Source organism: Escherichia sp. E13S3 (assembly GCF_004212325.1).
Lineage (GTDB): Bacteria > Pseudomonadota > Gammaproteobacteria > Enterobacterales > Enterobacteriaceae > Escherichia.
Genome location: NZ_RHJR01000003.1, coordinates 137,906 through 160,101, shown reverse-complemented (window position 1 = coordinate 160,101; position 22,196 = coordinate 137,906). Strand labels below are relative to the sequence as shown.

Here is a 22,196-nt window from a genome sequence, read left to right as displayed (position 1 = left end):
TTACTGATGCGTTACAACGATCAAACGCAGGGCATCCAGACGCCAGCCTGCCTGATCCAGGCTTTCCATTACCTGCTGACGGTTGCTTTCAATGGCTGTCAGTTCGTCGTCACGAATGTTCGGGTTCACTGCGCGCAGCGCTTCCAGACGAGACAGCTCGGCAGACAGCTTTTCGTCGGCTTCGTTACGCGCTGCATCAATCAATGCACGGGCAGATTTCTCGATCTGCGCTTCACCCAGCTGAAGGATAGCGTGAACATCCTGCTGCACGGCGTTAACCAGTTTGCTGCCGGTGTGACGGTTAACCGCGTTAAGCTGACGGTTAAAGGTTTCAAACTCTACCTGCGCCGCCAGGTTGTTGCCGTTTTTATCCAGCAGCATACGTACCGGCGTCGGTGGCAGGAAGCGGTTGAGCTGCAACTGCTTCGGAGCCTGGGCTTCAACGACATAAATCAGTTCCACCAACAGCGTACCTACCGGCAACGCTTTGTTTTTTAACAGTGAAATCGTGCTGCTACCGGTATCGCCAGAGAGGATCAGATCCAGACCGTTGCGGATCAGCGGATGTTCCCAGGTAATAAACTGAGCATCTTCACGCGCCAGCGCCACTTCACGATCAAAGGTGATGGTGATGCCATCTTCCGACAGGCCAGGGAAGTCCGGCACCAGCATATGATCGGACGGCGTCAGCACGATCATGTTGTCGCCGCGATCGTCCTGATTGATACCGATGATATCGAACAGGTTCATGGCGAAGGCGATCAGGTTGGTATCGTCATCCTGCTCTTCAATGCTTTCTGCCAGTGCCTGGGCTTTTTCACCACCGTTGGAATGGATTTCCAGCAGGCGGTCACGACCCTGTTCCAGCTGTGCTTTCAGCGCTTCATGCTGCTCGCGGCAGTTTTTGATCAGATCGTCAAAGCCTTCGGTTTGATCCGGTGAAGCCAGATAGTTAATCAGATCGTTGTATACGCTATCGTAAATAGTGCGTCCGGTCGGGCAGGTGTGCTCGAACGCATCCAGACCTTCGTGATACCAGCGCACCAGTACTGACTGAGCGGTTTTTTCCAGATATGGCACATGGATCTGAATATCGTGCGCCTGACCGATACGATCCAGACGACCAATACGCTGCTCCAGCAGATCCGGGTTGAACGGCAGATCGAACATTACCATGTGGCTGGCGAACTGGAAGTTACGTCCTTCAGAACCGATTTCCGAGCACAGCAGTACCTGCGCGCCGGTGTCTTCTTCGGCGAACCAGGCGGCAGCGCGGTCACGTTCGATAATCGACATGCCTTCGTGGAACACCGCGGCGCGAATACCTTCACGTTCGCGCAGTACCTGCTCCAGTTGCAGCGCAGTGGCCGCTTTGGCGCAGATCACCAGCACTTTCTGAGAGCGATGGCTGGTCAGGTAGCCCATCAGCCACTCAACGCGCGGATCGAAGTTCCACCAGGTGGCGTTATCACCTTCAAATTCCTGATAAATACGCTCCGGGTAGAGCATATCGCGAGCGCGATCTTCCGCACTTTTGCGTGCGCCCATAATGCCGGACACTTTAATCGCCGTCTGATACTGCGTCGGCAGCGGCAGCTTAATAGTGTGCAGCTCGCGTTTCGGGAAGCCTTTTACGCCGTTACGTGTGTTACGGAACAGCACGCGGCTGGTGCCGTGGCGATCCATCAGCATCGAAACCAGTTCCTGACGGGCGCTCTGGGCATCTTCGCTGTCGCTGTTTGCCGCCTGCAGCAACGGCTCAATATCCTGCTCGCCGATCATCTCACCGAGCATGTTCAGTTCGTCATTGCTCAGTTTGTTACCTGCCAGCAGCATGGCAACGGCGTCTGCAACCGGACGATAATTTTTCTGCTCTTCAACGAATTGCGCGAAATCGTGGAAACGGTTCGGGTCCAGCAGACGCAGACGGGCGAAGTGGCTTTCCATTCCCAGCTGTTCCGGGGTTGCGGTCAACAGCAGAACGCCCGGCACGTGCTCTGCCAGTTGTTCAATAGCCTGATATTCGCGGCTCGGCGCGTCTTCGCTCCACACCAGGTGATGCGCTTCATCGACCACCAGCAGATCCCACTCGGCTTCACAGAGGTGTTCCAGACGCTGTTTGCTACGACGGGCAAAATCCAGCGAGCAAATCACCAGCTGTTCGGTATCGAACGGGTTGTAAGCATCGTGCTGAGCTTCGGCATAACGCTCATCATCAAACAGCGCAAAGCGCAGGTTGAAACGGCGCAGCATTTCCACCAGCCACTGATGCTGTAAAGTTTCCGGTACGATAATCAGCACACGTTCAGCAGCGCCAGAGAGCAACTGCTGATGCAGGATCATCCCAGCTTCAATGGTTTTCCCTAAACCCACTTCGTCAGCCAGCAGAACGCGCGGCGCGTGGCGGCGACCAACATCATGAGCGATGATGAGCTGGTGCGGGATCAGACTGGTACGCTGACCGCGCAGGCCGCTGTACGGCATACGGAACTGTTCGCTGGAATACTTACGCGCGCGATAACGCAGCGCAAAGCGGTCCATACGGTCAATCTGCCCGGCAAACAGGCGGTCCTGCGGTTTGCTGAACACCAGTTTGCTATCAAGGAAAACTTCACGCAGGGCAACGCCGGACTCTTCATTATCCAGGCGAGTACCGATATAGGTCAGCAAGCCATTTTCTTCTTTTACTTCTTCGACTTGCATCTGCCAGCCGTCATGGCTGGTAATGGTATCACCAGGGTTGAACATCACGCGGGTCACGGGGGAATCACTGCGTGCGTACAGACGGTTTTCACCAGTAGATGGGAAAAGTAATGTGACAGTTCGCGCATCCACCGCGACAACGGTTCCAAGTCCTAATTCGCTTTCTGTATCGCTGATCCAGCGTTGACCAAGTGTAAAAGGCATATGTGTTTGGCTCTATATCTTTAATTGCAGGCAATAACTACCCGCTACCAGGCTAATGTGGTAGTGGTGTTATTCAGGTCCAGGAATGGAAAGGGCGCTATGGTACTGGATGGCAAGGCATTCGTCACGCATCAAAATGGTATCTGACGAACTCTTTTTTTGCTCAAAATAGCCCAAGTTGCCCGGTCATAAGTGTAGCAAAATTATCCTCAATAAAGGGGAGTATTCCTTCCGCCACTGGCTGAAGCTGGCGGGTCAGATAGTGTTCGTAATCCAGCGGTGAACGTTGATAGTCCAGCGGCTCCGGGCCGTTGGTGGTCCATACGTACTTAATGGTGCCACGGTTCTGGTATTGCAAGGGGCGACCGCGTGTTTGGTTTTCTTCATCGGCAAGGCGTGCAGCGCGTACATGTGGCGGTACATTACGCTGATATTCGCTCAGCGGACGGCGCAGCCGTTTACGGTAAACCAGTTGGGCATCCAGTTCACCCGCCATCAGTTTGTCGATGGTTTCGCGTACGTATTCCTGATATGGCTCGTTGCGGAAGATGCGCAGGTAAAGTTCCTGCTGAAACTGCTGGGCCAGCGGCGTCCAGTCGGTGCGCACGGTTTCCAGCCCTTTAAACACCATCCGCTGTTTGTCACCCTCCTGAATCAGCCCGGCGTAGCGTTTTTTACTGCCGGTATCGGCTCCGCGAATGGTTGGCATCAGAAAACGGCAGAAATGAGTTTCATACTCCAGTTCTAATGCGCTGGTCAGCCGTTGTTTTTGCAGCGTTTCTGCCCACCAGGCGTTAACGTGCTGCACCAGTGCACGACCGATTTTCGCCGCCTCTTCTTCCGAATGTGCGCCTTTCAGCCAAACAAACGTTGAGTCGGTATCGCCGTAGATCACGTCGTAGCCCTGCGCTTCGATCAATGCTTTGGTTTGCCGCATGATCTGATGACCACGCATGGTGATCGATGACGCCAGGCGCGGATCGAAGAAGCGGCAGGCAGTGGTGCCAAGCACGCCATAAAAGGCATTCATGATGATCTTCAGCGCCTGCGACAGCGGCTTGTTGCCCTGACGTTTGGCTTCATCGCGCCCGTGCCAGATGTTAGTCACAATCTCCGGCAGGCAATGTTTTTCCCGCGAGAACCAGGCATCGAGAAAACCTTCGGTGCTGTGCTGTGGATCAGGCTGCGCCATGCCTTCTACCAGCCCGACGGGATCAATCAGAAAAGTGCGGATGATCGACGGATACAGGCTTTTGTAGTCCAGCACCAGCACCGAATCATAAAGCCCTGGCCGCGAATCCATCACGTAGCCGCCAGGGCTGGCGTGTGGCGGCACTTCGCCGAGATTAGGCGCGACATAACCAGCGCGGTGCATCCGGGGAAAATAGAGATGACCAAACGCCGCCACCGATCCCCCGTGCCGATCTACTGGCAGGCCGTTCACCGTCGCTCGTTCGAGCAAAAACGGCATGATTTCAGTTTTATGGAAAATCTGCGTCACCAGCTCGCAATCTTTCAGGTTATAAGTCGCCAGTGCGGGCTTATCTTCGGCGAAACGGCGGTCAATTTCGTCCATCCGATCCCACGGGTTATCGATAGATTTTCCTTCGCCTAATAGCTCCTGAGCGACAGTTTCCAGTGAGAATGAAGAGAAATTCCAGAACGCGGATTTCAGCGCCTCGATACCGTCGATAATTAGCCGACCTTTGGCCTGGGCGAAAAAGACGCCGTCTTTAAAGCCGTGCTCGCGCCACTCCAGCTCGCTGTTATCGCGCCCCAGACGCAGTGGAATACGGTAACGCTCGGCGTGTTTTTGCAGCATTCGCAGATCGAACTGCACCACGTTCCAGCCGATGATCACATCGGGATCGTGATTTGCAAACCAGGCGTTAAGTTTTTCCAGCAGCTGCGGGCGGCTGGCAACGTACTCCAGTTCGAAATCGAGCGCGGAGGCGTCGCCATTCTCTGGCCCCAGCATATAAACGATGCGCTGCCCGCAGCCCTCCAGGCCGATGCAGTACAGCTCACCGTGGCGGGTGGTTTCAATATCAATAGAAACCCACTTGAGCGGCGGACGATAGTCGGGATGCGGTTTCAGGCGAGCATTAACGATAGCGCCATTGCGCATATCTCCCTCGACCCACACCGGAGCGGTGATAAACCGCTCCATCAGATAGCGTTCAGGCGGGCGCACATCAGCCTCGTAGACGGTAACGCCACCTTCACGCAGGCGCTTTTCGTAATTCATCAACTGGCGATGAGCGCGACAGTAAAGGCCATACACCGGCTGACGGTGAAAATCCTTTAACGCCAGCGGCGTCAGGCGAACACCTTGTTCACCCTGCAAAATATGCTGAGCGCGGGGAACCTGATCGGCGGGAATAAACGCCACGGATTCTTGCGGCGCAAGCGTAACGTGCAACGGCCCGTTGTCCGTTGCCAGCCAGAAAGAAACTTCGGTCCCTTGAGGGGTATCCCGCCAGTGTCGGGTTAAGATAAAACCTGCCTGCGCCACGCTGAAAATCCAATAAAAAACCAGGCTTGAGTATAGCCTGGTTTCGTTTGACTGGCTGTGGTTTTATACAGTCATTACTGCCCGTAATACGCCTTTGCACCATGCTTACGCAGATAGTGTTTATCCAGCAAGGTTTGCTGCATATCAGGGAGCTGCGGGGCCAGCTGGCGGCAGAAAATCCCCATATAAGCGACTTCTTCCAGCACGATGGCGTTGTGCACCGCATCTTCGGCGTTTTTGCCCCATGCAAACGGGCCGTGAGAATGGACCAGAACGCCAGGCATTTGCGCTGCATCGATACCCTGTTTTTCAAAGGTTTCAACGATGACGTTACCGGTTTCCCACTCATATTCGCCGTTGATTTCTGCGTCGGTCATTTTGCGGGTGCAGGGAATGGTGCCGTAGAAATAGTCGGCGTGAGTGGTGCCGGTTGCTGGAATCGACTGACCCGCCTGCGCCCAGATGGTGGCATGGCGGGAGTGCGTGTGCACAATACCGCCAATGGACGGAAATGCCTGATAGAGCAGTCGGTGAGTTGGCGTGTCGGAGGAGGGCTTTTTCGTACCTTCAACCACTTCACCGGTTTCGATGCTGACCACGACCATATCGTCAGCGGTCATGATGCTGTAATCGACGCCGGAAGGTTTGATTACAAAGACGCCGCGCTCGCGATCAACGGCGCTGACGTTGCCCCAGGTCAGAGTGACCAGGTTGTGTTTTGGGAGCGCCAGGTTGGCTTCTAAAACCTGACGTTTGAGATCTTCTAACATGTTGACTCCTTCGTGCCGGATGCGCTTTGCTTATCCGGCCTACAAAATCGCAGCGTGTAGGCCTGATAAGACGCGCCAGCGTCGCATCAGGCGCTGAATGCCGGATGCGCGTTGCTTATCCGGCCTACAAAATCGCAGCGTGTAGGCCAGATAAGACGCGGCAGCGTCGCATCAGGCGCTGAATGCCGGATGCACTTTGCTTATCCGACCTACAAAATCTCAGCGCGTAGGCCTGATAAGACGCGCCAGCGTCGCATCAGGCGTTGAATGCCGGATGCGCGTTGCTTATCCGGTCTACAAAATCGCAGCGCGTAGGCCTGATAAGACGCGTCAGCGTCGCATCAGGCGTTGAATGCCGGATGCGCTTTGCTTATCCGGTCTACAAAATCGCAGCGCGTAGGCCTGATAAGACGCGCCAGCGTCACATCAGGCGCTGAATGCCGGATGCGCTTTGCTTATCCGGTCTACAAAATCGCAGCGTGTAGGCCTGATAAGACGCGCCAGCGTCGCATCAGGCGTTACATACCTGATGCGGCTACTTAGCGACGAAATCCGTAATACACTTCGTTCCAGCGCAGCGCGTCTTTAAACGCTGGCAGGCGGGTGTCGTTATCAATCACCGTGATTTCAATGCCGTGGATCTCGGCGAACTGGCGCATATCGTTAAGGTTCAGCGCATGGCTGAAGACGGTGTGGTGTGCACCACCAGCAAGGATCCACGCTTCGGAAGCAGTTGGCAGATCCGGTTGCGCTTTCCACAGCGCATTCGCCACCGGCAGTTTCGGCAGGGAGTGCGGTGTTTTCACCGTGTCGATGCAGTTAACCAACAGACGATAACGATCGCCGAGATCAATCAGGCTGGCGACAATCGCTGGACCGGTTTGGGTATTGAAGATCAGGCGGGCAGGATCGTCCTTACCACCAATACCGAGATGCTGAACGTCGAGGATCGGTTTCTCTTCCACCGCGATAGACGGACAGACTTCCAGCATATGGGAGCCGAGCACCAGGTCATTACCTTTCTCGAAGTGATAGGTGTAGTCCTCCATAAAGGAGGTGCCGCCCTGCAGACCGGTTGACATCACCTTCATGATGCGAAGCAGGGCGGCAGTTTTCCAGTCGCCTTCGCCCGCAAAGCCGTAGCCCTGCTGCATCAGACGCTGTACGGCCAGCCCAGGAAGCTGTTTCAGACCGTGCAAATCTTCAAAGGTAGTAGTGAAAGCGTGGAAGCCACCTTGTTCCAGGAAACGCTTCATCCCCAGCTCAATACGCGCCGCTTCCAGCACGTTCTGTCGTTTTTCGCCGTGGATTTGTGTGGCAGGCGTCATGGTGTAGCTGCTTTCGTACTCATCGACCAGCGCGTTAACATCGCCGTCGCTGATGGAGTTTACTACCTGCACCAGATCGCCAACCGCCCAGGTATTGACGGAGAAACCGAACTTGATCTGTGCGGCAACTTTATCGCCGTCAGTGACCGCCACTTCACGCATGTTATCGCCAAAACGGCAGACTTTCAGATGACGGGTATCCTGTTTAGATACCGCCTGACGCATCCAGGAGCCGATACGCTCATGTGCTTGTTTATCCTGCCAGTGACCGGTAACGACGGCATGTTGCTGACGCATACGCGCGCCGATGAAACCGAACTCGCGACCGCCGTGTGCAGTCTGGTTCAGGTTCATAAAGTCCATGTCGATGCTGTCCCACGGTAGCGCCGCGTTAAACTGGGTGTGGAATTGCAGCAACGGTTTGTTGAGCATGGTCAGGCCGTTGATCCACATTTTTGCCGGGGAGAAGGTGTGTAGCCACACCACCAGACCAGCGCAACGATCGTCGTAATTCGCGTCGCGGCAAATAGCGGTGATTTCGTCCGGCGTGGTGCCCAGCGGTTTCAGCACCAGTTTGCAGGGCAGTTTCGCTTCCGTATTCAGCGCATTAACGACGTGCTCGGCATGTTGGGTGACTTGACGCAGGGTTTCCGGGCCATACAGATGCTGGCTACCAATTACAAACCACACTTCATAATTATCAAAAATCGTCATTGTCGTGTCCTTATAGAGTCGGAACGGCCTGGGCAGCCTGTGCCGGGGCGGAAGTTGGAAGATAATGTTGTTCGGCGCTCATCGCCCATTGCTGATAGCGGCGATAAAGCTGTTCAAAGCGTTGTGCCTGCTCGCTGCACGGTTGCAGGGTTTTCTCTACCGCACTGGCCATTTTTTGCTGGGCTGATGGGATGTCGGCATGCACTTTCGCGGCGACGGCAGCAAAAATCGCCGCACCGAGCGCACAGCATTGGTCAGAGGCAACAATTTGCAGCGGGCGATTCAGCACGTCGCAGCAGGCTTGCATAATCACCTGGTTTTTCCGCGCGATGCCGCCCAGCGCCATCACGTTGTTTACGGCGATCCCCTGGTTGGTGAAGCACTCCTGAATTGCGCGCGCGCCAAAAGCGGTAGCGGCAATTAAACCGCCGAACAGTAGTGGAGCGTCGGTAGCGAGGTTCAGGCCGGTAATCACCCCTTTCAGACGTTGGTTAGCGTTTGGCGTGCGACGACCGTTAAACCAGTCGAGTACTACTGGCAGGTGATCCAGAGACGGGTTTTGAGCCCATGCTTCGGTCAGCGCCGGAAGCAGTTGTTTCTGGCTGGCTTTGATTTGCTCTTTCAGTTCCGGATGCTGGGCGGCAAGCTGTTCCAGCGGCCAGCCGAGTACGCGACCAAACCAGGCGTAGATATCACCAAACGCCGACTGACCTGCTTCCAGACCGATAAATCCAGGAACCACGCTGCCATCAACCTGACCGCAAATGCCTTTAACTGCCCGCTCGCCAACGCTCTGTTTGTCGGCAATCAGAATGTCGCAGGTGGAAGTACCGATAACTTTTACCAGCGCGTTAGGCTGTGCGCCTGCGCCGACTGCGCCCATATGGCAGTCAAACGCGCCGCCGGAAATCACCACGCTTTCAGGCAGACCGAGACGCTGCGCCCATTCCGGGCATAAAGTGCCCACCGGAATATCGGCAGTCCAGGTGTCAGTGAACAGCGGGGAAGGTAAATGACGGTTGAGGATCGGGTCCAGTTCGTCAAAGAAACTGGCTGGCGGCAGGCCGCCCCAGCTTTCGTGCCACAGAGATTTATGCCCGGCGCTACAGCGTCCGCGGCGAATATCCTGCGGGCGGGTGGTGCCGGAGAGCAGGGCGGGTACCCAGTCGCACAGTTCAATCCACGATGCGGCAGATTGCGCCACGGCGCTATCCTGGCGAGTCACATGCAGGATTTTTGCCCAGAACCATTCGCTGGAATAAATACCGCCAATATAGCGAGAGTAGTCAGTTTTGCCAGGTGTATGACACAAGCGGGTGATCTCTTCCGCTTCTTCAACCGCCGTGTGGTCTTTCCACAAAACGAACATCGCGTTCGGGTTTTCGGCAAACTCCGGGCGTAGCGCCAGCACGTTGCCGTCGGCGTCGATTGGTGCAGGTGTGGAGCCGGTACTGTCGACGCCAATGCCGACCACGTCAGCGCGTTGTTCGGCACTAAGCGCGGCCAGCACGGTTTTCAGCGCCGCTTCCATTGACTCGATATAGTCACGCGGATGATGACGGAACTGGTTATTCGGGGCATCACAATATTGCCCTTCCTGCCAACGGGGATACCACTCTACGCTGGTGGCGATCTCTTCACCGGTGGCGCATTCCACCGCCAAAGCTCGCACAGAATCACTGCCAAAATCGAGGCCAATTGCAATCGCCATCGTTTCACTCCATCCAAAAAAACGGGTATGGAGAAACAGTAGAGAGTTGCGAAAAAAAGCGTCAGGCAGGATCCGCTAATCTTATGGATAAAAATGCTATGGCATAGCAAAGTGTGACGCCGTGCAAATAATCAATGTGGACTTTTCTGCCGTGATTATAGACACTTTTGTTACGCGTTTTTGTCATGGCTTTTGCCCCCCTTTGTTACAAAATGCTTTTCACAAGCGGGGTTGCCGGTTGGATTAGCGAGAAGAGCCAGTAAAAGACGCAGTGACGGCAATGTCTGATGCAATATGGACAATTGGTTTCTTCTCTGAATGGCGGGAGTATGAAAAGTATGGCTGAAGCGCAAAATGATCCCTTGCTGCCGGGTTACTCGTTCAACGCCCATCTGGTGGCGGGTTTAACGCCGATTGAGGCCAACGGTTATCTCGATTTTTTTATCGACCGACCGCTGGGAATGAAAGGCTATATTCTCAATCTCACCATTCGCGGACAGGGCATAGTGAAAAACCAGGGGCGAGAATTTGTCTGCCGGCCTGGCGATATTTTGCTATTCCCGCCGGGAGAAATTCATCACTACGGTCGTCATCCGGAGGCCCGCGAATGGTATCACCAGTGGGTTTACTTTCGCCCCCGCGCTTACTGGCACGAATGGCTTAACTGGCCGTCGATATTTGCCAATACCGGTTTCTTTCGCCCGAACGAAGCGCATCAGCCGCATTTCAGCGATTTGTTCGGGCAAATTATCAATGCTGGACAAGGGGAAGGGCGCTATTCGGAGTTGCTGGCGATAAATCTTCTTGAGCAATTGTTACTGCGGCGCATGGAAGTCATTAATGAGTCGCTACATCCGCCAATGGATAATCGGGTACGCGAGGCTTGTCAGTACATCAGCGATCACCTGGCGGACAGCAATTTTGATATCGCCAGTGTCGCACAGCATGTTTGTCTGTCTCCGTCGCGTCTGTCACATCTGTTCCGCCAGCAATTAGGGATTAGCGTCTTAAGCTGGCGCGAGGATCAACGCATCAGTCAGGCGAAGCTGCTATTGAGCACGACTCGTATGCCTATCGCCACCGTCGGACGCAATGTTGGCTTTGACGATCAGCTCTATTTCTCGCGGGTATTTAAAAAATGTACAGGCGCCAGCCCGAGCGAGTTCCGTGCCGGTTGTGAAGAAAAAGTGAATGATGTAGCTCTCAGGTTGTCATAATTGGTAACGAATCAGACGATTGACGGCTTGACGGAGTAGCATTGGGTTTGCAGAATCCCTGCTTCGTCCATTTGACAGGCACATTATGCAAGCATTGCTGGAACACTTTATTACCCAATCCACTGTGTATTCATTGATGGCGGTGGTGTTGGTGGCCTTTCTGGAGTCACTGGCGCTGGTCGGTTTGATTCTGCCCGGTACGGTGCTGATGGCGGGGCTGGGGGCGCTGATAGGTAGCGGCGAGTTAAGTTTCTGGCACGCCTGGCTGGCGGGGATTGTTGGCTGCCTGATGGGCGACTGGATCTCCTTCTGGCTGGGCTGGCGGTTTAAAAAGCCGCTGCATCGCTGGTCCTTTCTGAAGAAAAACAAAGCGCTACTCGATAAAACCGAGCATGCGCTGCATCAACACAGCATGTTTACCATTCTGGTCGGGCGCTTTGTCGGGCCGACGCGCCCGCTAGTGCCAATGGTGGCGGGGATGCTGGATCTGCCTGTGGCAAAATTTATCACGCCAAATATTATCGGCTGCCTGCTGTGGCCGCCATTTTACTTCCTGCCGGGGATTCTGGCAGGCGCGGCGATCGATATTCCTGCCGGAATGCAGAGTGGCGAGTTTAAATGGTTGCTGCTGGCGACGGCGGTGTTTTTGTGGGTTGGCGGTTGGTTGTGCTGGCGATTATGGCGCAGCGGCAAGGTAACCGATCGTTTAAGTCATTATTTGTCGCGTGGTCATTTGTTGTGGCTGGCACCGTTGATTTCTGGTGTTGGTGTGGTGGCGCTGGTGGTGTTAATTCGCCATCCGTTAATGCCGATGTATATCGATATTTTACGTAAAGTGGTTGGGGTTTAGGGCATAGTCTTGTGCGGGGCGACTGATGCGGACAAAACGCACCCGTAGGTCGGATAAGGCGTTCACGCCGCATCCGACAGTGCATACTAACCCGTAATCCCCAATAGTGCCGAAGCACTCGCCTTACCGCTCAACAATTCATCGGTCTTACCCTGCCAGGCGATACGCCCGTCGGCGACCACCACCGAGCGCGTGGCGATCCGCGCGGCATCTTCCACACTGTGCGACACCATCAATAACGTCATTTTTTGCTGCTGGCAGCTCGTACTTACCAGCGTCAGCATCTCCTGGCGTAGCGCCGGGTCGAGCGCGGAGAACGGCTCATCGAGCAATAAAATCGGTTGTTCGCGCACCAGGCAACGCGCTAACGCCACGCGTTGTCGCTGACCGCCAGAAAGCTCGCCCGGTAACCGCGCCATTAAATTATCAATTCCCATCTGACGGGCAATAGCGTGCATTTTCTCCTGCTGTGCCGCGTTCAGCTTCAGTCCTGAATTAAGCCCCAGCCCGATGTTCTGCGCGACCGTCAGGTGACTGAACAGGTTGTTCTCCTGAAACAGCATCGATACCGGACGGCGTGACGGCGGCGTCGTGGTGTGATCAACGCCGTCGATAGTCAGCGAACCGCTGGCAGGGGGCAGAAAACCGGCGACCAAATTCAGCAGGGTACTTTTACCCGCGCCGCTTGGCCCGAGGATCGCCACCTGCTCGCCGCGTTCCACCGTTAAGCTAAAACGCATCGGCAAATGGTGGTAAAGCCAGGTGATATCAGTCAGTTTTAACATTTCGCCCCGGTAGTTTTTCAATCACGGTAAACAGCAGAAAACAGAGCAGCAGCAGAATTAACGCGGTGACCGCGCCGTCCTGGCTGCGATAGGAGCCAATTTGCTGGTAGAGATAAAACGGCAGGGTGCGGAAATCATCGTTACCGAACAACGCCACCACGCCAAAATCACCAATCGATAACACGCAGGCAAAGGCCAGCGCCTGCGCCAGCGGACGTTTCAGGGCGCGCAGCTCCACCACTTTTAAGCGCGACCAGCCTTCAATACCCAGCGACTGACACAACATGCTGTAACGCGTGGTGATATCGCGCATCGGGTTTTCCAGCACCTTCAGCGCATAAGGGATCGCCATTAACGCATTGGTGAAAATCACAATGCCGTCAGCAGATTGCGGCAGGCCAATGGTGTTGTTGAGCAGTAAAAAGAAGCCCGTTGCCAGCACAATCCCCGGCATGGCGAGGATCAACATGCCGCTCATCTCCAGCACCTGACCCGCCAGCATTTTTTGCCGCGCCCGCAGTTCGCGACTGCTCCATAGCAGCATCATGGTCAGCACTACGCACAATACACCTGCCGCCAGCGCAATACGCAACGAGGTCCACAGCGCCTGCCACAGCACCGGTTGTGCCAGCACTTCCGGCAACTGGCGATTTACCCCATCGACGATCACCGCCAGTAACGGTGGCAGCAACAGCAGCAGCGCCAGCACAATTAACACAGTGTCGCAAATGCGGCTATGCAGACGATCGTCCGGGTCGCGCCAACCTTGCAGCAGCGTGGTGCCAGGCGCAATGGCCTTACTTAGTCGCTGACTCAACAGCACCAGCCCGAGGCAACACACCATCTGGATCAGCGCCAGCATTGCCGCGCGGGCGGGATCGTAGTCGTAACTCAGCGCCTGATAAATAGCCAGCTCGATAGTCGTCGCTTGCGGACCGCCCCCCAGCGATAGCACGGTGGCGAAGCTGGCGAAACAGAGCATAAAGATAAGCGCAGCAACCGGCGGGATTTGTCGCCGTAACCACGGCCATTCGACGAAGCGGAAAAAATGCCAGCCACGCATCCCAAGTTGTGCGGCAAGTTGACGTTGTTCGCCGGGAATGTTTTCCAGCGCCTGGAGTAATAAGCGGCTCGCCATCGGCAGATTAAAAAATACATGCGCCAGCAAAATGCCTTGCAGGCCGTAGGGCGAAAATGTCCACTCCAGACCAAGCGATTGCCAGAGCGATGCCAGCCAGCCCTGGCGACCATAGACGCTAAGAATGCCGAAAACGGCGACCAGCACCGGGAGGATCAAGGTCATTGCGCACAGACGCAACAGCGCCAACCGCCCGGGAAAGCGCCTGCGATAAAGCGCGCGGGCAAGGAATATTGCGGGTACGACAGAGAGCAGCGCCGAGAGAAACGCCTGCCAGAAGGAGAAGCGCACCACATGCCACAGGTAGCTGTCCTGCCAGATTGCCGCCCAGCTACCCTGCGGCGCGTTCCACCACAGGGCGAGAAACGCCGCCAGTGCAACCGCCACCACAAGCGTAGCGGCGCTTACACCTGGAATTAACCAGCCGGGAATTAACGGCTGACGGCGCGTTGCCATTCGCTAATCCATGCCTGACGTTGTGCTGCCACTTCGGCTGGCGTGAACTCCAGCGTGGTTGCTGGTTTGGTCAATTGTTCAAACCCGGCAGGCAGCGTGACGTTTGCTACCGGATACATCCAGTTGCCGGTTGGAATCGCATTCTGGAAAGCCGGAGAAACCATAAACTGGAGGAATTTTTGCGCCAGCTCCGGCTGCTTGCTGGCAGCGGTGCGGGCGGCAACTTCCACTTGCAGATAGTGACCTTCGCTGAAGTTCGCAGCGGCGTAGTTATCTTTCTTCTCTTCGATAATGTGATAAGCCGGAGAGGTGGTGTAACTCAGTACCAGATCGCTTTCACCTTTTAAAAACAGGCCGTAGGCTTCGCTCCAGCCTTTGGTGACTGTGACGGTTTTCTTCGCCAGCTTCTGCCAGGCTTGCGGGGCGTTATCGCCATAGACTTTTTGCATCCACAACAGCAGACCCAGCCCCGGCGTACTGGTGCGCGGATCCTGATAAATCACCCGCCAGTTTTGATCGCTCTCAACCAGTTCTTTCAGGCTTTGCGGCGGGTTTTTCAGTTTGTTCTTGTCATAGACGAAGGCGAAGTAGCCGTAATCAAACGGTACGAAAGTGTCATTATTCCAGCCGCCGGGAACGTTTACGGCATCCGCTGCCACACCGCTTTTGGCAAACAATCCGGTTTTGCTGGCGGCGTCTAACAGGTTGTTATCCAGCCCCAGCACCACATCGGCTTTACTGTTTTTGCCTTCCATCCGTAGACGGTTGAGAAGCGAAACGCCATCTTCCAGCGCCACCAGTTTCAGTTCGCAATTACAGTCGGCTTCAAAGGCTTTTTTGACCACCGGACCAGGTCCCCAGTCGGCGGCGAAGGAATCGTAGGTATAAACAGTCAGAACGGGTTTAGCGAAAACAGGCGCTGTGCACAGCAACAGCAGGGGAAGACATTTTTTTAACACTTTGCACCTCAAAAAAGAGTGGCAAAGGACTTGAGAAGGAGCCTCAAATCCCTTCGCCGGCGTTATCCGGATCAGGTTCGACGGGTATTTTCTCAGCGCACGCGTCTGCGTGGCACCCCGTTGAGAACGGCGTTAGTGTAGTGATTTTGTTATCAACCAGCAATCATGGATCCGGTGGCGCAAACCACGCTGATTTAAAATCGAACCAGCCGAGGGTGTTCATGCGCAGGCCGCGCATACTGCGTTGTCCCTGAATAATCAGCCAGTGGTGGATCAGCGGCACCATTGCTTTACTGGCGACCAGTTGCTGGCACCAGTTCGCCAGATTCATCTCGCCATTACGCCAGCGGGCGGCGTCGGCTTGCCAGTCGAGAGGAATACAGTGTTGTAGCAGCGGTACTTCGCACAAGTGCGCGAACAGCGAAAAATCCAGCGGCAGCGTAAAGTTGGCGCTGTTAAGCCAGATGTCGCTTTCGATCTCACCTTCGTGCCACTGATCGTAGCTGATCTCTTTGATTTCCAGCGTGACCTGGTGACTTGCCAGAATCTGCTGCATGATCCTGGCAATCACCCGATGTTCAATATGATCCTGATAAAAGGTCAGGGTGAGATGTTCCAGCCCGGCAGGTTTTTCGCAATGTGTTGGGCGGGCATGGTGCCAGCGGGGGAGCAACCCATAGGCCGGAAACCACAGTTGCTGGTACTGTTCCTCGGCGAAATAAACCAGATTGGTCGGCGAAAGTACATAGCTTATCCAGTCTCTGACTTGCTGATTCGCCCCGCGATGGGTGCGACTGTCGAACAGTAGATAGTAGCAACCTTCTTCAAGGCGACTTTCAATCTCTTTTTCCTCACCCTGTGGCCCTTTGAGCATCAGGCCTCCAGCGGGTTCATCGGCAATTTCCGGCAAGACCCAGACGTTAACTTCGTCGATTAATGCCCGATAACCGAAGAAATCATCGAATGCCTGAATTTTCAGTTGGTTAGTGCTGTTACGCATTACCGCATACGGACCGGTGCCGATCGGATGGCTGGCAAAGTTGCTGAGGGTTTCCCATTCACGCGGCAGGATCATCGCCGGAACTTGCGCCAGTAGTAACGGCAACCAGCGGTCTGGCTGTTTGAGATGGATGTCCAGTGTCCAGGGCGTCGGCGACACAATGTCAGCAATGTGGGAATAGAGCGGCAGCGTATTGATCCGTTTCAAAGAGGCAATCACGTCGTCCATTTCCAGTTCACGACCATGATGAAAATGGATCCCGGGGCGCAAAAAGAAGCGCCAGTGGAGTGGGGAAATTTGCTGCCAGTGGTGGGCGATGTCCGCCTCCAGTTCCCCATTTTCCTCATTTATTCGGGTTAACGCACTGAAGATTTGCCGGGCGATATGGGTTTCGGAACGGCGTAATGCGCTGCCAGGCAGCAGATTGCGCAACGGGCGATAGTAGAGCACGCGCAGGATATGCCGCCCCTGGCGGAAGCTGCGGCCCAGATGAGAAACCAGCATTTGCCGCACGGCAGTTTTATCACCGACTAACTGCACCAACTGGTCGATGCGATCCTGTTCCAGCAGGTCTTCCGCCCGCTGTTGCTGAAGCGCCAGCCCGGTGTAGAGGAATGTCAGACGCGAGCGTTTACCGCGCCCAACTTCTGCTTCCCATGTTAACCAGCCGCGATCCTGCATGGTGTTGAGCAGGGTGCGCATATGACGACGGGAGCAGCTCAATAACTCCGCTAGTTCGTTCAGCGTTGTCTCCTGCGATTTACCCTCGCAGCATTGCCACAGGCGGATGAACTGTTGTTGCAGACGAGCAGATGGCATAAAAGGGGAACTCCTGCGCAAAAGTCAGCAATTTTATTTTCCCTATATTAAGTCAATAATTCCTAACGATGAAGCAAGGAGGTGCCCCATGCGTCAGTTTTATCAGCACTATTTTACCGCGATAGCGACTGTGCTGGCTGCGTTGGTTAAGCGTTCCACAGCGTTTAGCCATGCTTGAAGAACTGATGCAGTGGGAGGGGAGTGATTCTGAATACTGATTTGCGGACATCATGTGTGACTGAGTATTGGTGTTAATCGCCACGCCAGCAGTGAATACCTGCTGGCTTTTTTCTTTTTGGCGATTGAGTGCCGGACGGCATACAAATTAACGCATAAACGCCGGTTGCTTCTCTTCATAAGTGGCAATAGCGTCGTCGTGCTGCAGGGTCAGACCGATGCTGTCCAGACCATTCATCATGCAGTGGCGGCGGAAGGCATCGATAGAAAAACGATACGTTTTATCACCCGCTTTCACCTCTTGCGCTTCCAGATCCACGGCGAAATGAATCCCTGGATTGGCTTGCACCAGTGCAAACAACTCATCCACTTCTGCATCGCTTAATTTCACCGGCAGCAGTTGGTTGTTAAAGCTGTTGCCATAGAAGATGTCAGCGAAACTCGGCGCAATCACCACTTTAAAACCGTAGTCGGTCAATGCCCACGGCGCGTGCTCACGCGAGGAGCCGCAGCCGAAGTTTTCTCGTGCCAGCAAAATCGATGCGCCCTGATATTGCGGGAAGTTCAGCACGAAGTCCGGGTTTGGCTGTTGGCCTTTTTCATCCAGAAAACGCCAGTCGTTAAACAGATGCGCGCCAAAACCAGTACGCGTCACTTTCTGCAGAAACTGTTTCGGGATAATCGCATCGGTATCGACATTGGCGGCATCCAGCGGAACCACCAGACCTGTATGTTTGATAAATTTCTCTGCCATGGTGTGCTCCTTATTTAATGTTGCGAATGTCGGCGAAATGTCCGGTCACAGCCGCGGCGGCAGCCATTGCCGGGCTGACCAGATGCGTGCGCCCGCCGCGCCCCTGGCGGCCTTCAAAGTTACGGTTGCTGGTGGAGGCGCAACGTTCGCCCGGATTCAGACGGTCGTTGTTCATCGCCAGACACATTGAGCAGCCAGGCAAACGCCATTCAAAACCGGCTTCAATAAAGATTTTGTCCAGACCTTCCGCTTCCGCCTGAGCTTTTACCGGGCCAGAGCCGGGAACCACCAGTGCCTGTACGCCTGGCGCGACTTTTCGCCCTTTGGCGATTTCCGCTGCCGCACGTAAATCTTCAATGCGCGAGTTGGTGCAAGAACCGATAAACACTTTATCGATAGCGACTTCGGTCAATGGAATACCCGGTTTCAGCCCCATATAGGCCAACGCTTTTTCTGCCGACGCGCGTTCAACCGGATCGGCAAACGAAGCCGGGTCGGGAATGTTGTCGTTCACGGAAATCACCTGGCCTGGATTGGTGCCCCAGGTGACCTGCGGGGCGATCTCTTCTGCTTGCAGAGTCACAACAGTATCGAAAGTTGCGCCTTCGTCGGTTTGCAGGGTTTTCCAGTAGGCGACGGCATCGTCAAAATCTTTGCCTTTCGGCGCATGCAGACGGCCTTTGACATAGTTAAAGGTGGTTTCGTCAGGTGCAACCAGACCGGCTTTCGCGCCCATTTCGATTGCCATATTGCACAGGGTCATACGACCTTCCATGCTTAAATCACGGATTGCTTCGCCGCAAAACTCCACTACATGCCCGGTGCCGCCAGCGCTGCCGGTTTTACCGATGATCGCCAGCACGATATCTTTCGCGGTAATGCCCGGTGCGGCTTTGCCCTGGACTTCAATTTTCATGGTCTTCGCACGACCCTGTTTCAGGGTTTGCGTTGCCAGTACGTGTTCAACTTCGGAAGTGCCGATACCAAAGGCCAGTGCGCCAAATGCGCCGTGGGTGGCGGTGTGCGAGTCGCCACAGACAATGGTCATCCCCGGCAAGGTGACGCCCTGTTCTGGCCCCATTACGTGGACGATCCCCTGATACGGGTGATTCAGGTCATACAGCTCGACGCCAAATTCTTTGCAGTTTTTGATCAGCTCCTGCATCTGGATCCGCGCCATTTCACCGCAGGCATTAATGTCTTTAGTCTGAGTTGAGACGTTGTGATCCATAGTGGCGAAGGTTTTCCCTGGCTGACGCACTGGGCGTCCGTGGGCGCGCAGGCCATCGAACGCCTGCGGTGAGGTCACTTCATGCACCAGGTGGCGGTCGATATATAACAGCGGGGTTTCGTTTTCGGCTTCGTACACTACGTGAGCGTCGAACAATTTTTCGTATAACGTCTTAGCCATGATTACACCCCTTCTGCCACATAGCGGGCAATGATATCGCCCATTTCATCGGTACTAACGGCGGCAGCGCCACGGGCTAAATCCCCGGTGCGAATGCCTTCTTCTAATGCGCGGTTAATGGCGCGTTCAATGGCGGAAGCCGCATCATCGGCATCCAGGCTGTAGCGCAACAGCAGCGCCAGCGACAGAATTTGCGCAATCGGGTTGGCGATGTTTTTGCCTGCGATATCTGGTGCCGAGCCGCCCGCCGGTTCATACAGACCAAAACCTTGCTCGTTCAGGCTAGCGGAAGGCAACATCCCCATCGAGCCAGTGATCATTGCGCACTCGTCAGACAGAATGTCGCCAAACAGGTTGGAGCACAGCAGAACGTCAAACTGTGATGGATCTTTAATCAGCTGCATGGTGGCGTTGTCGATGTACATATGCGCCAGTTCGACATCCGGATATTCAATGGCGATCTCATTAACGATTTCCCGCCATAAAATAGAGGATTGCAGCACGTTGGCTTTGTCGATCGAGGTGACTTTACGGCGACGCTTGCGGGCAGATTCAAACGCGATGCGGGCGATACGTTCGATCTCAAAACGGTGATACACCTCGGTATCAAACGCTTTTTCATATTGTCCGCTACCTTCGCGGCCTTTTGGCTGACCGAAGTAGATGCCGCCGGTCAGTTCGCGCACACACAGGATGTCGAAGCCGTTAGCGGCAATGTCAGCACGCAGTGGACAGAATGCTTCCAGCCCCTGATACAGTTTTGCCGGACGCAGGTTGCTGAATAATTTGAAATGTTTACGCAAAGGCAACAGCGCGCCGCGTTCTGGTTGCTGATCCGGCGGTAAATGTTCCCACTTCGGGCCGCCTACCGAGCCAAACAGCACGGCATCGGCTTGCTCACAGCCTTCAACCGTTGCAGGTGGCAGCGGTTGCCCGTGGTTATCGATGGCTGCGCCGCCTACATCGTAATGGCTGGTGGTGATGCGCATTGCAAAGCGGTTGCGCACGGCATCCAGCACTTTCAGCGCCTGGGTCATCACTTCCGGACCAATACCGTCCCCCGGCAATACGGCAATATGGTAATTCTTCGACATCACACGGTTTCCTTGTTGTTTTCGTTGTGTTGAGCTTTGCGTTGCAACTCTTTTTCGACTTCTGCGGCGCGCCAGATATTGTTCAGTACGTGCACCATGGCTTTGGCGGAGGACTCGACAATATCGGTGGCCAGGCCGACGCCGTGGAAGCGGCGACCGTTGTAGTTGGCGACAATATCCACCTGACCCAGCGCATCTTTTCCGTGGCCTTTGGCGGTCAGGCTGTATTTCACCAGTTCGACGTTATAGTCAGTGATGCGGTTAATTGCCTGGTAGATGGCATCGACCGGACCGTTACCGTTGGCGGCTTCCGCTTTGACTTCTTCGCCACAGGCCAGTTTGACGGCGGCGGTGGCGATATCGTTAGAGCCAGACTGCACGCTGAAGTAATCCAGACGGAAATGCTCCGGCTCTTCTTGCTGCTTACCGATGAAGGCCAGCGCCTCCAGATCGTAATCAAACACCTGACCTTTTTTGTCCGCCAGCTTCAGGAAAGCGTCGTACAAATTGTCTAAATTATATTCACTTTCTTTATAACCCATCTCATCCATGCGGTGTTTCACTGCCGCACGGCCTGAACGAGAGGTCAGATTCAGCTGGATTTGGTTCAGACCAATAGATTCTGGTGTCATGATTTCGTAGTTTTCGCGGTTTTTCAGCACGCCATCCTGGTGGATACCGGAGGAGTGTGCGAATGCGCCGCTACCAACAATGGCTTTGTTTGCCGGGATCGGCATATTACAAATCTGGCTAACTAACTGGCTGGTGCGCCATATCTCCTGGTGATTAATGGCGGTGTGGACGTTGAGGATATCCTTACGAACTTTGATCGCCATGATCACTTCTTCCAGCGAACAGTTTCCGGCGCGTTCGCCGATCCCGTTCATTGCGCCTTCTACCTGCCGCGCTCCGGCATGTACCGCCGCCAGTGAGTTACCTACTGCCAGGCCTAAATCGTCGTGGGTGTGTACGGAAATAATGGCTTTGTCGATGTTAGGCACGCGTTCATACAGGCCGCTGATGATTCCGGCGAACTCAAACGGCATGGTGTAGCCCACGGTGTCCGGAATGTTGATGGTGGTGGCACCGGCGTTAATCGCCGCTTCGACCACTCGCGCCAGATCGGCAATCGGGGTACGCCCGGCATCTTCGCAAGAAAATTCAACGTCATCGGTGTAATTACGGGCGCGCTTCACCATATAGATAGCGCGTTCGATCACTTCATCCAGCGTGCTGCGCAGCTTGGTGGCGATGTGCATTGGGGAGGTAGCAATAAAGGTATGAATACGGAAGGCTTCGGCGACTTTCAGAGATTCAGCCGCCACATCGATATCTTTTTCCACGCAGCGGGCTAACGCACATACGCGGCTATTTTTGACCTGGCGGGCGATGGTTTGCACCGATTCAAAATCGCCCGGCGAAGAGACGGGAAAACCAACTTCCATTACGTCAACACCCATACGCTCAAGGGCCAGCGCAATTTGCAGTTTTTCTTTCGCACTCAGACTTGCCTGTAACGCCTGTTCACCGTCGCGTAATGTGGTATCGAAAATAATAACTTGCTGGCTCATGGTTTGGGTCCTTGTCTCTT

Annotated in this window: 15 protein-coding genes, 1 pseudogene and 1 riboswitch; of the genes and pseudogenes, 3 read left to right on the top strand and 13 right to left on the bottom strand. The window is 54.8% G+C overall.

The features are described from left to right. The 5 genes from rapA to araB all read right to left on the bottom strand — a co-directional run bounded on the left by rapA (position 1) and on the right by araB (position 9,945). Positions 1 to 2,907 (bottom strand): RNA polymerase-associated protein RapA, encoded by a 2,907-nt coding sequence (gene rapA, locus D9597_RS03680; RefSeq protein ID WP_130221646.1) that lies wholly within the window; start codon positions 2,905 to 2,907, stop codon positions 1 to 3. 163 nt (positions 2,908 to 3,070) lie between these two features. After that, entirely contained in the window at positions 3,071 to 5,422 is a 2,352-nt protein-coding gene (polB, locus tag D9597_RS03675) for a DNA polymerase II (RefSeq protein WP_130221645.1), read from the bottom strand. A 74-nt stretch (positions 5,423 to 5,496) separates the two neighbouring features. Beyond that, positions 5,497 to 6,192, bottom strand: a complete 696-nt coding sequence (gene araD, locus D9597_RS03670; protein WP_000888658.1) for an L-ribulose-5-phosphate 4-epimerase — start codon at positions 6,190 to 6,192, stop codon at positions 5,497 to 5,499. Between the two features lie 539 nt (positions 6,193 to 6,731). After that, positions 6,732 to 8,234 carry an L-arabinose isomerase gene (araA, locus tag D9597_RS03665; RefSeq protein WP_130221644.1) on the bottom strand — a complete coding sequence of 501 codons (1,503 nt, stop codon included), beginning with the start codon at positions 8,232 to 8,234 and terminating at the stop codon, positions 6,732 to 6,734. A 10-nt stretch (positions 8,235 to 8,244) separates the two neighbouring features. Continuing rightward, the gene (araB, locus tag D9597_RS03660; RefSeq protein WP_130221643.1) at positions 8,245 to 9,945 is read right to left on the bottom strand and encodes a ribulokinase; all 1,701 of its coding nucleotides are present in this window, start codon (positions 9,943 to 9,945) and stop codon (positions 8,245 to 8,247) included. Positions 9,946 to 10,283: 338 nt separating this feature from the next. Between araB and araC the strand changes: the two genes are divergently transcribed. Together araC and D9597_RS03650 are read left to right on the top strand one after the other, a co-directional pair. Further along, positions 10,284 to 11,162, top strand: a complete 879-nt coding sequence (gene araC, locus D9597_RS03655) for an arabinose operon transcriptional regulator AraC (RefSeq protein ID WP_130217548.1) — start codon at positions 10,284 to 10,286, stop codon at positions 11,160 to 11,162. Between the two features lie 85 nt (positions 11,163 to 11,247). Next, positions 11,248 to 12,012, top strand: a complete 765-nt coding sequence (locus D9597_RS03650) for a DedA family protein (RefSeq protein ID WP_130221642.1) — start codon at positions 11,248 to 11,250, stop codon at positions 12,010 to 12,012. Between the two features lie 86 nt (positions 12,013 to 12,098). On the opposite strand, the gene thiQ is transcribed toward D9597_RS03650, so the two are convergent. The 4 genes from thiQ to sgrR form a co-directional block, all read right to left on the bottom strand. Then, a complete protein-coding gene (thiQ, locus tag D9597_RS03645; RefSeq protein ID WP_130221641.1) occupies positions 12,099 to 12,797 on the bottom strand; it encodes a thiamine ABC transporter ATP-binding protein ThiQ in 699 nt (232 codons plus the stop codon). Then, on the bottom strand, positions 12,781 to 14,391 hold the full coding sequence (thiP, locus tag D9597_RS03640) for a thiamine/thiamine pyrophosphate ABC transporter permease ThiP (RefSeq protein WP_130221640.1): 1,611 nt from the start codon (positions 14,389 to 14,391) through the stop codon (positions 12,781 to 12,783). The genes thiQ and thiP overlap by 17 nt, the downstream gene beginning before the upstream one ends. Next, the gene (gene thiB / locus D9597_RS03635; RefSeq protein WP_130221639.1) at positions 14,367 to 15,350 is read right to left on the bottom strand and encodes a thiamine ABC transporter substrate binding subunit; all 984 of its coding nucleotides are present in this window, start codon (positions 15,348 to 15,350) and stop codon (positions 14,367 to 14,369) included. Before thiB ends, thiP begins: the two co-directional genes overlap by 25 nt. Positions 15,351 to 15,380: 30 nt before the next feature. Beyond that, positions 15,381 to 15,480, bottom strand: a riboswitch (TPP riboswitch). A 33-nt stretch (positions 15,481 to 15,513) separates the two neighbouring features. Continuing rightward, positions 15,514 to 17,169: a DNA-binding transcriptional regulator SgrR gene (gene sgrR, locus D9597_RS03630; RefSeq protein WP_130221638.1), complete on the bottom strand. Its 1,656-nt coding sequence runs from the start codon at positions 17,167 to 17,169 to the stop codon at positions 15,514 to 15,516. 88 nt (positions 17,170 to 17,257) lie between these two features. On the opposite strand from sgrR, the pseudogene sgrT reads away from it, so the two are divergent. Beyond that, positions 17,258 to 17,387: pseudogene (gene sgrT, locus D9597_RS03625) on the top strand (glucose uptake inhibitor SgrT). Between the two features lie 107 nt (positions 17,388 to 17,494). On the opposite strand, the gene leuD reads toward sgrT, so the two are convergent. From leuD to leuA, 4 genes are read right to left on the bottom strand one after another with little or no spacing between them, the layout of a single operon-like run. Further along, positions 17,495 to 18,100 (bottom strand): 3-isopropylmalate dehydratase small subunit, encoded by a 606-nt coding sequence (gene leuD, locus D9597_RS03620; protein ID WP_130221637.1) that lies wholly within the window; start codon positions 18,098 to 18,100, stop codon positions 17,495 to 17,497. Positions 18,101 to 18,110: 10 nt separating this feature from the next. Next, complete coding sequence (gene leuC, locus D9597_RS03615) at positions 18,111 to 19,511, bottom strand: 3-isopropylmalate dehydratase large subunit (protein ID WP_001140645.1); 1,401 nt, start codon at positions 19,509 to 19,511, stop codon at positions 18,111 to 18,113. A gap of 2 nt (positions 19,512 to 19,513) precedes the next feature. Then, positions 19,514 to 20,605, bottom strand: coding sequence for a 3-isopropylmalate dehydrogenase (gene leuB, locus D9597_RS03610; protein ID WP_000042367.1), 1,092 nt, complete (start codon positions 20,603 to 20,605; stop codon positions 19,514 to 19,516). Then, on the bottom strand, positions 20,605 to 22,176 hold the full coding sequence (gene leuA / locus D9597_RS03605; RefSeq protein WP_130221636.1) for a 2-isopropylmalate synthase: 1,572 nt from the start codon (positions 22,174 to 22,176) through the stop codon (positions 20,605 to 20,607). The genes leuB and leuA overlap by 1 nt, the downstream gene beginning before the upstream one ends. Positions 22,177 to 22,196 lie beyond the last annotated feature (20 nt).

Coding starts and splice junctions, on each gene's coding strand:
- leuC (WP_001140645.1), bottom strand. CDS start 19,511: ATGGCTAAGACGTTATACGAAAAATTGTTCGACGCTCACGTAGTGTAC.
- thiQ (WP_130221641.1), bottom strand. CDS start 12,797: ATGTTAAAACTGACTGATATCACCTGGCTTTACCACCATTTGCCGATG.
- leuA (WP_130221636.1), bottom strand. CDS start 22,176: ATGAGCCAGCAAGTTATTATTTTCGATACCACATTACGCGACGGTGAA.
- leuD (WP_130221637.1), bottom strand. CDS start 18,100: ATGGCAGAGAAATTTATCAAACATACAGGTCTGGTGGTTCCGCTGGAT.
- D9597_RS03650 (WP_130221642.1), top strand. CDS start 11,248: ATGCAAGCATTGCTGGAACACTTTATTACCCAATCCACTGTGTATTCA.
- araC (WP_130217548.1), top strand. CDS start 10,284: ATGGCTGAAGCGCAAAATGATCCCTTGCTGCCGGGTTACTCGTTCAAC.
- araD (WP_000888658.1), bottom strand. CDS start 6,192: ATGTTAGAAGATCTCAAACGTCAGGTTTTAGAAGCCAACCTGGCGCTC.
- thiP (WP_130221640.1), bottom strand. CDS start 14,391: ATGGCAACGCGCCGTCAGCCGTTAATTCCCGGCTGGTTAATTCCAGGT.
- rapA (WP_130221646.1), bottom strand. CDS start 2,907: ATGCCTTTTACACTTGGTCAACGCTGGATCAGCGATACAGAAAGCGAA.
- araA (WP_130221644.1), bottom strand. CDS start 8,234: ATGACGATTTTTGATAATTATGAAGTGTGGTTTGTAATTGGTAGCCAG.
- araB (WP_130221643.1), bottom strand. CDS start 9,945: ATGGCGATTGCAATTGGCCTCGATTTTGGCAGTGATTCTGTGCGAGCT.
- sgrR (WP_130221638.1), bottom strand. CDS start 17,169: ATGCCATCTGCTCGTCTGCAACAACAGTTCATCCGCCTGTGGCAATGC.
- leuB (WP_000042367.1), bottom strand. CDS start 20,605: ATGTCGAAGAATTACCATATTGCCGTATTGCCGGGGGACGGTATTGGT.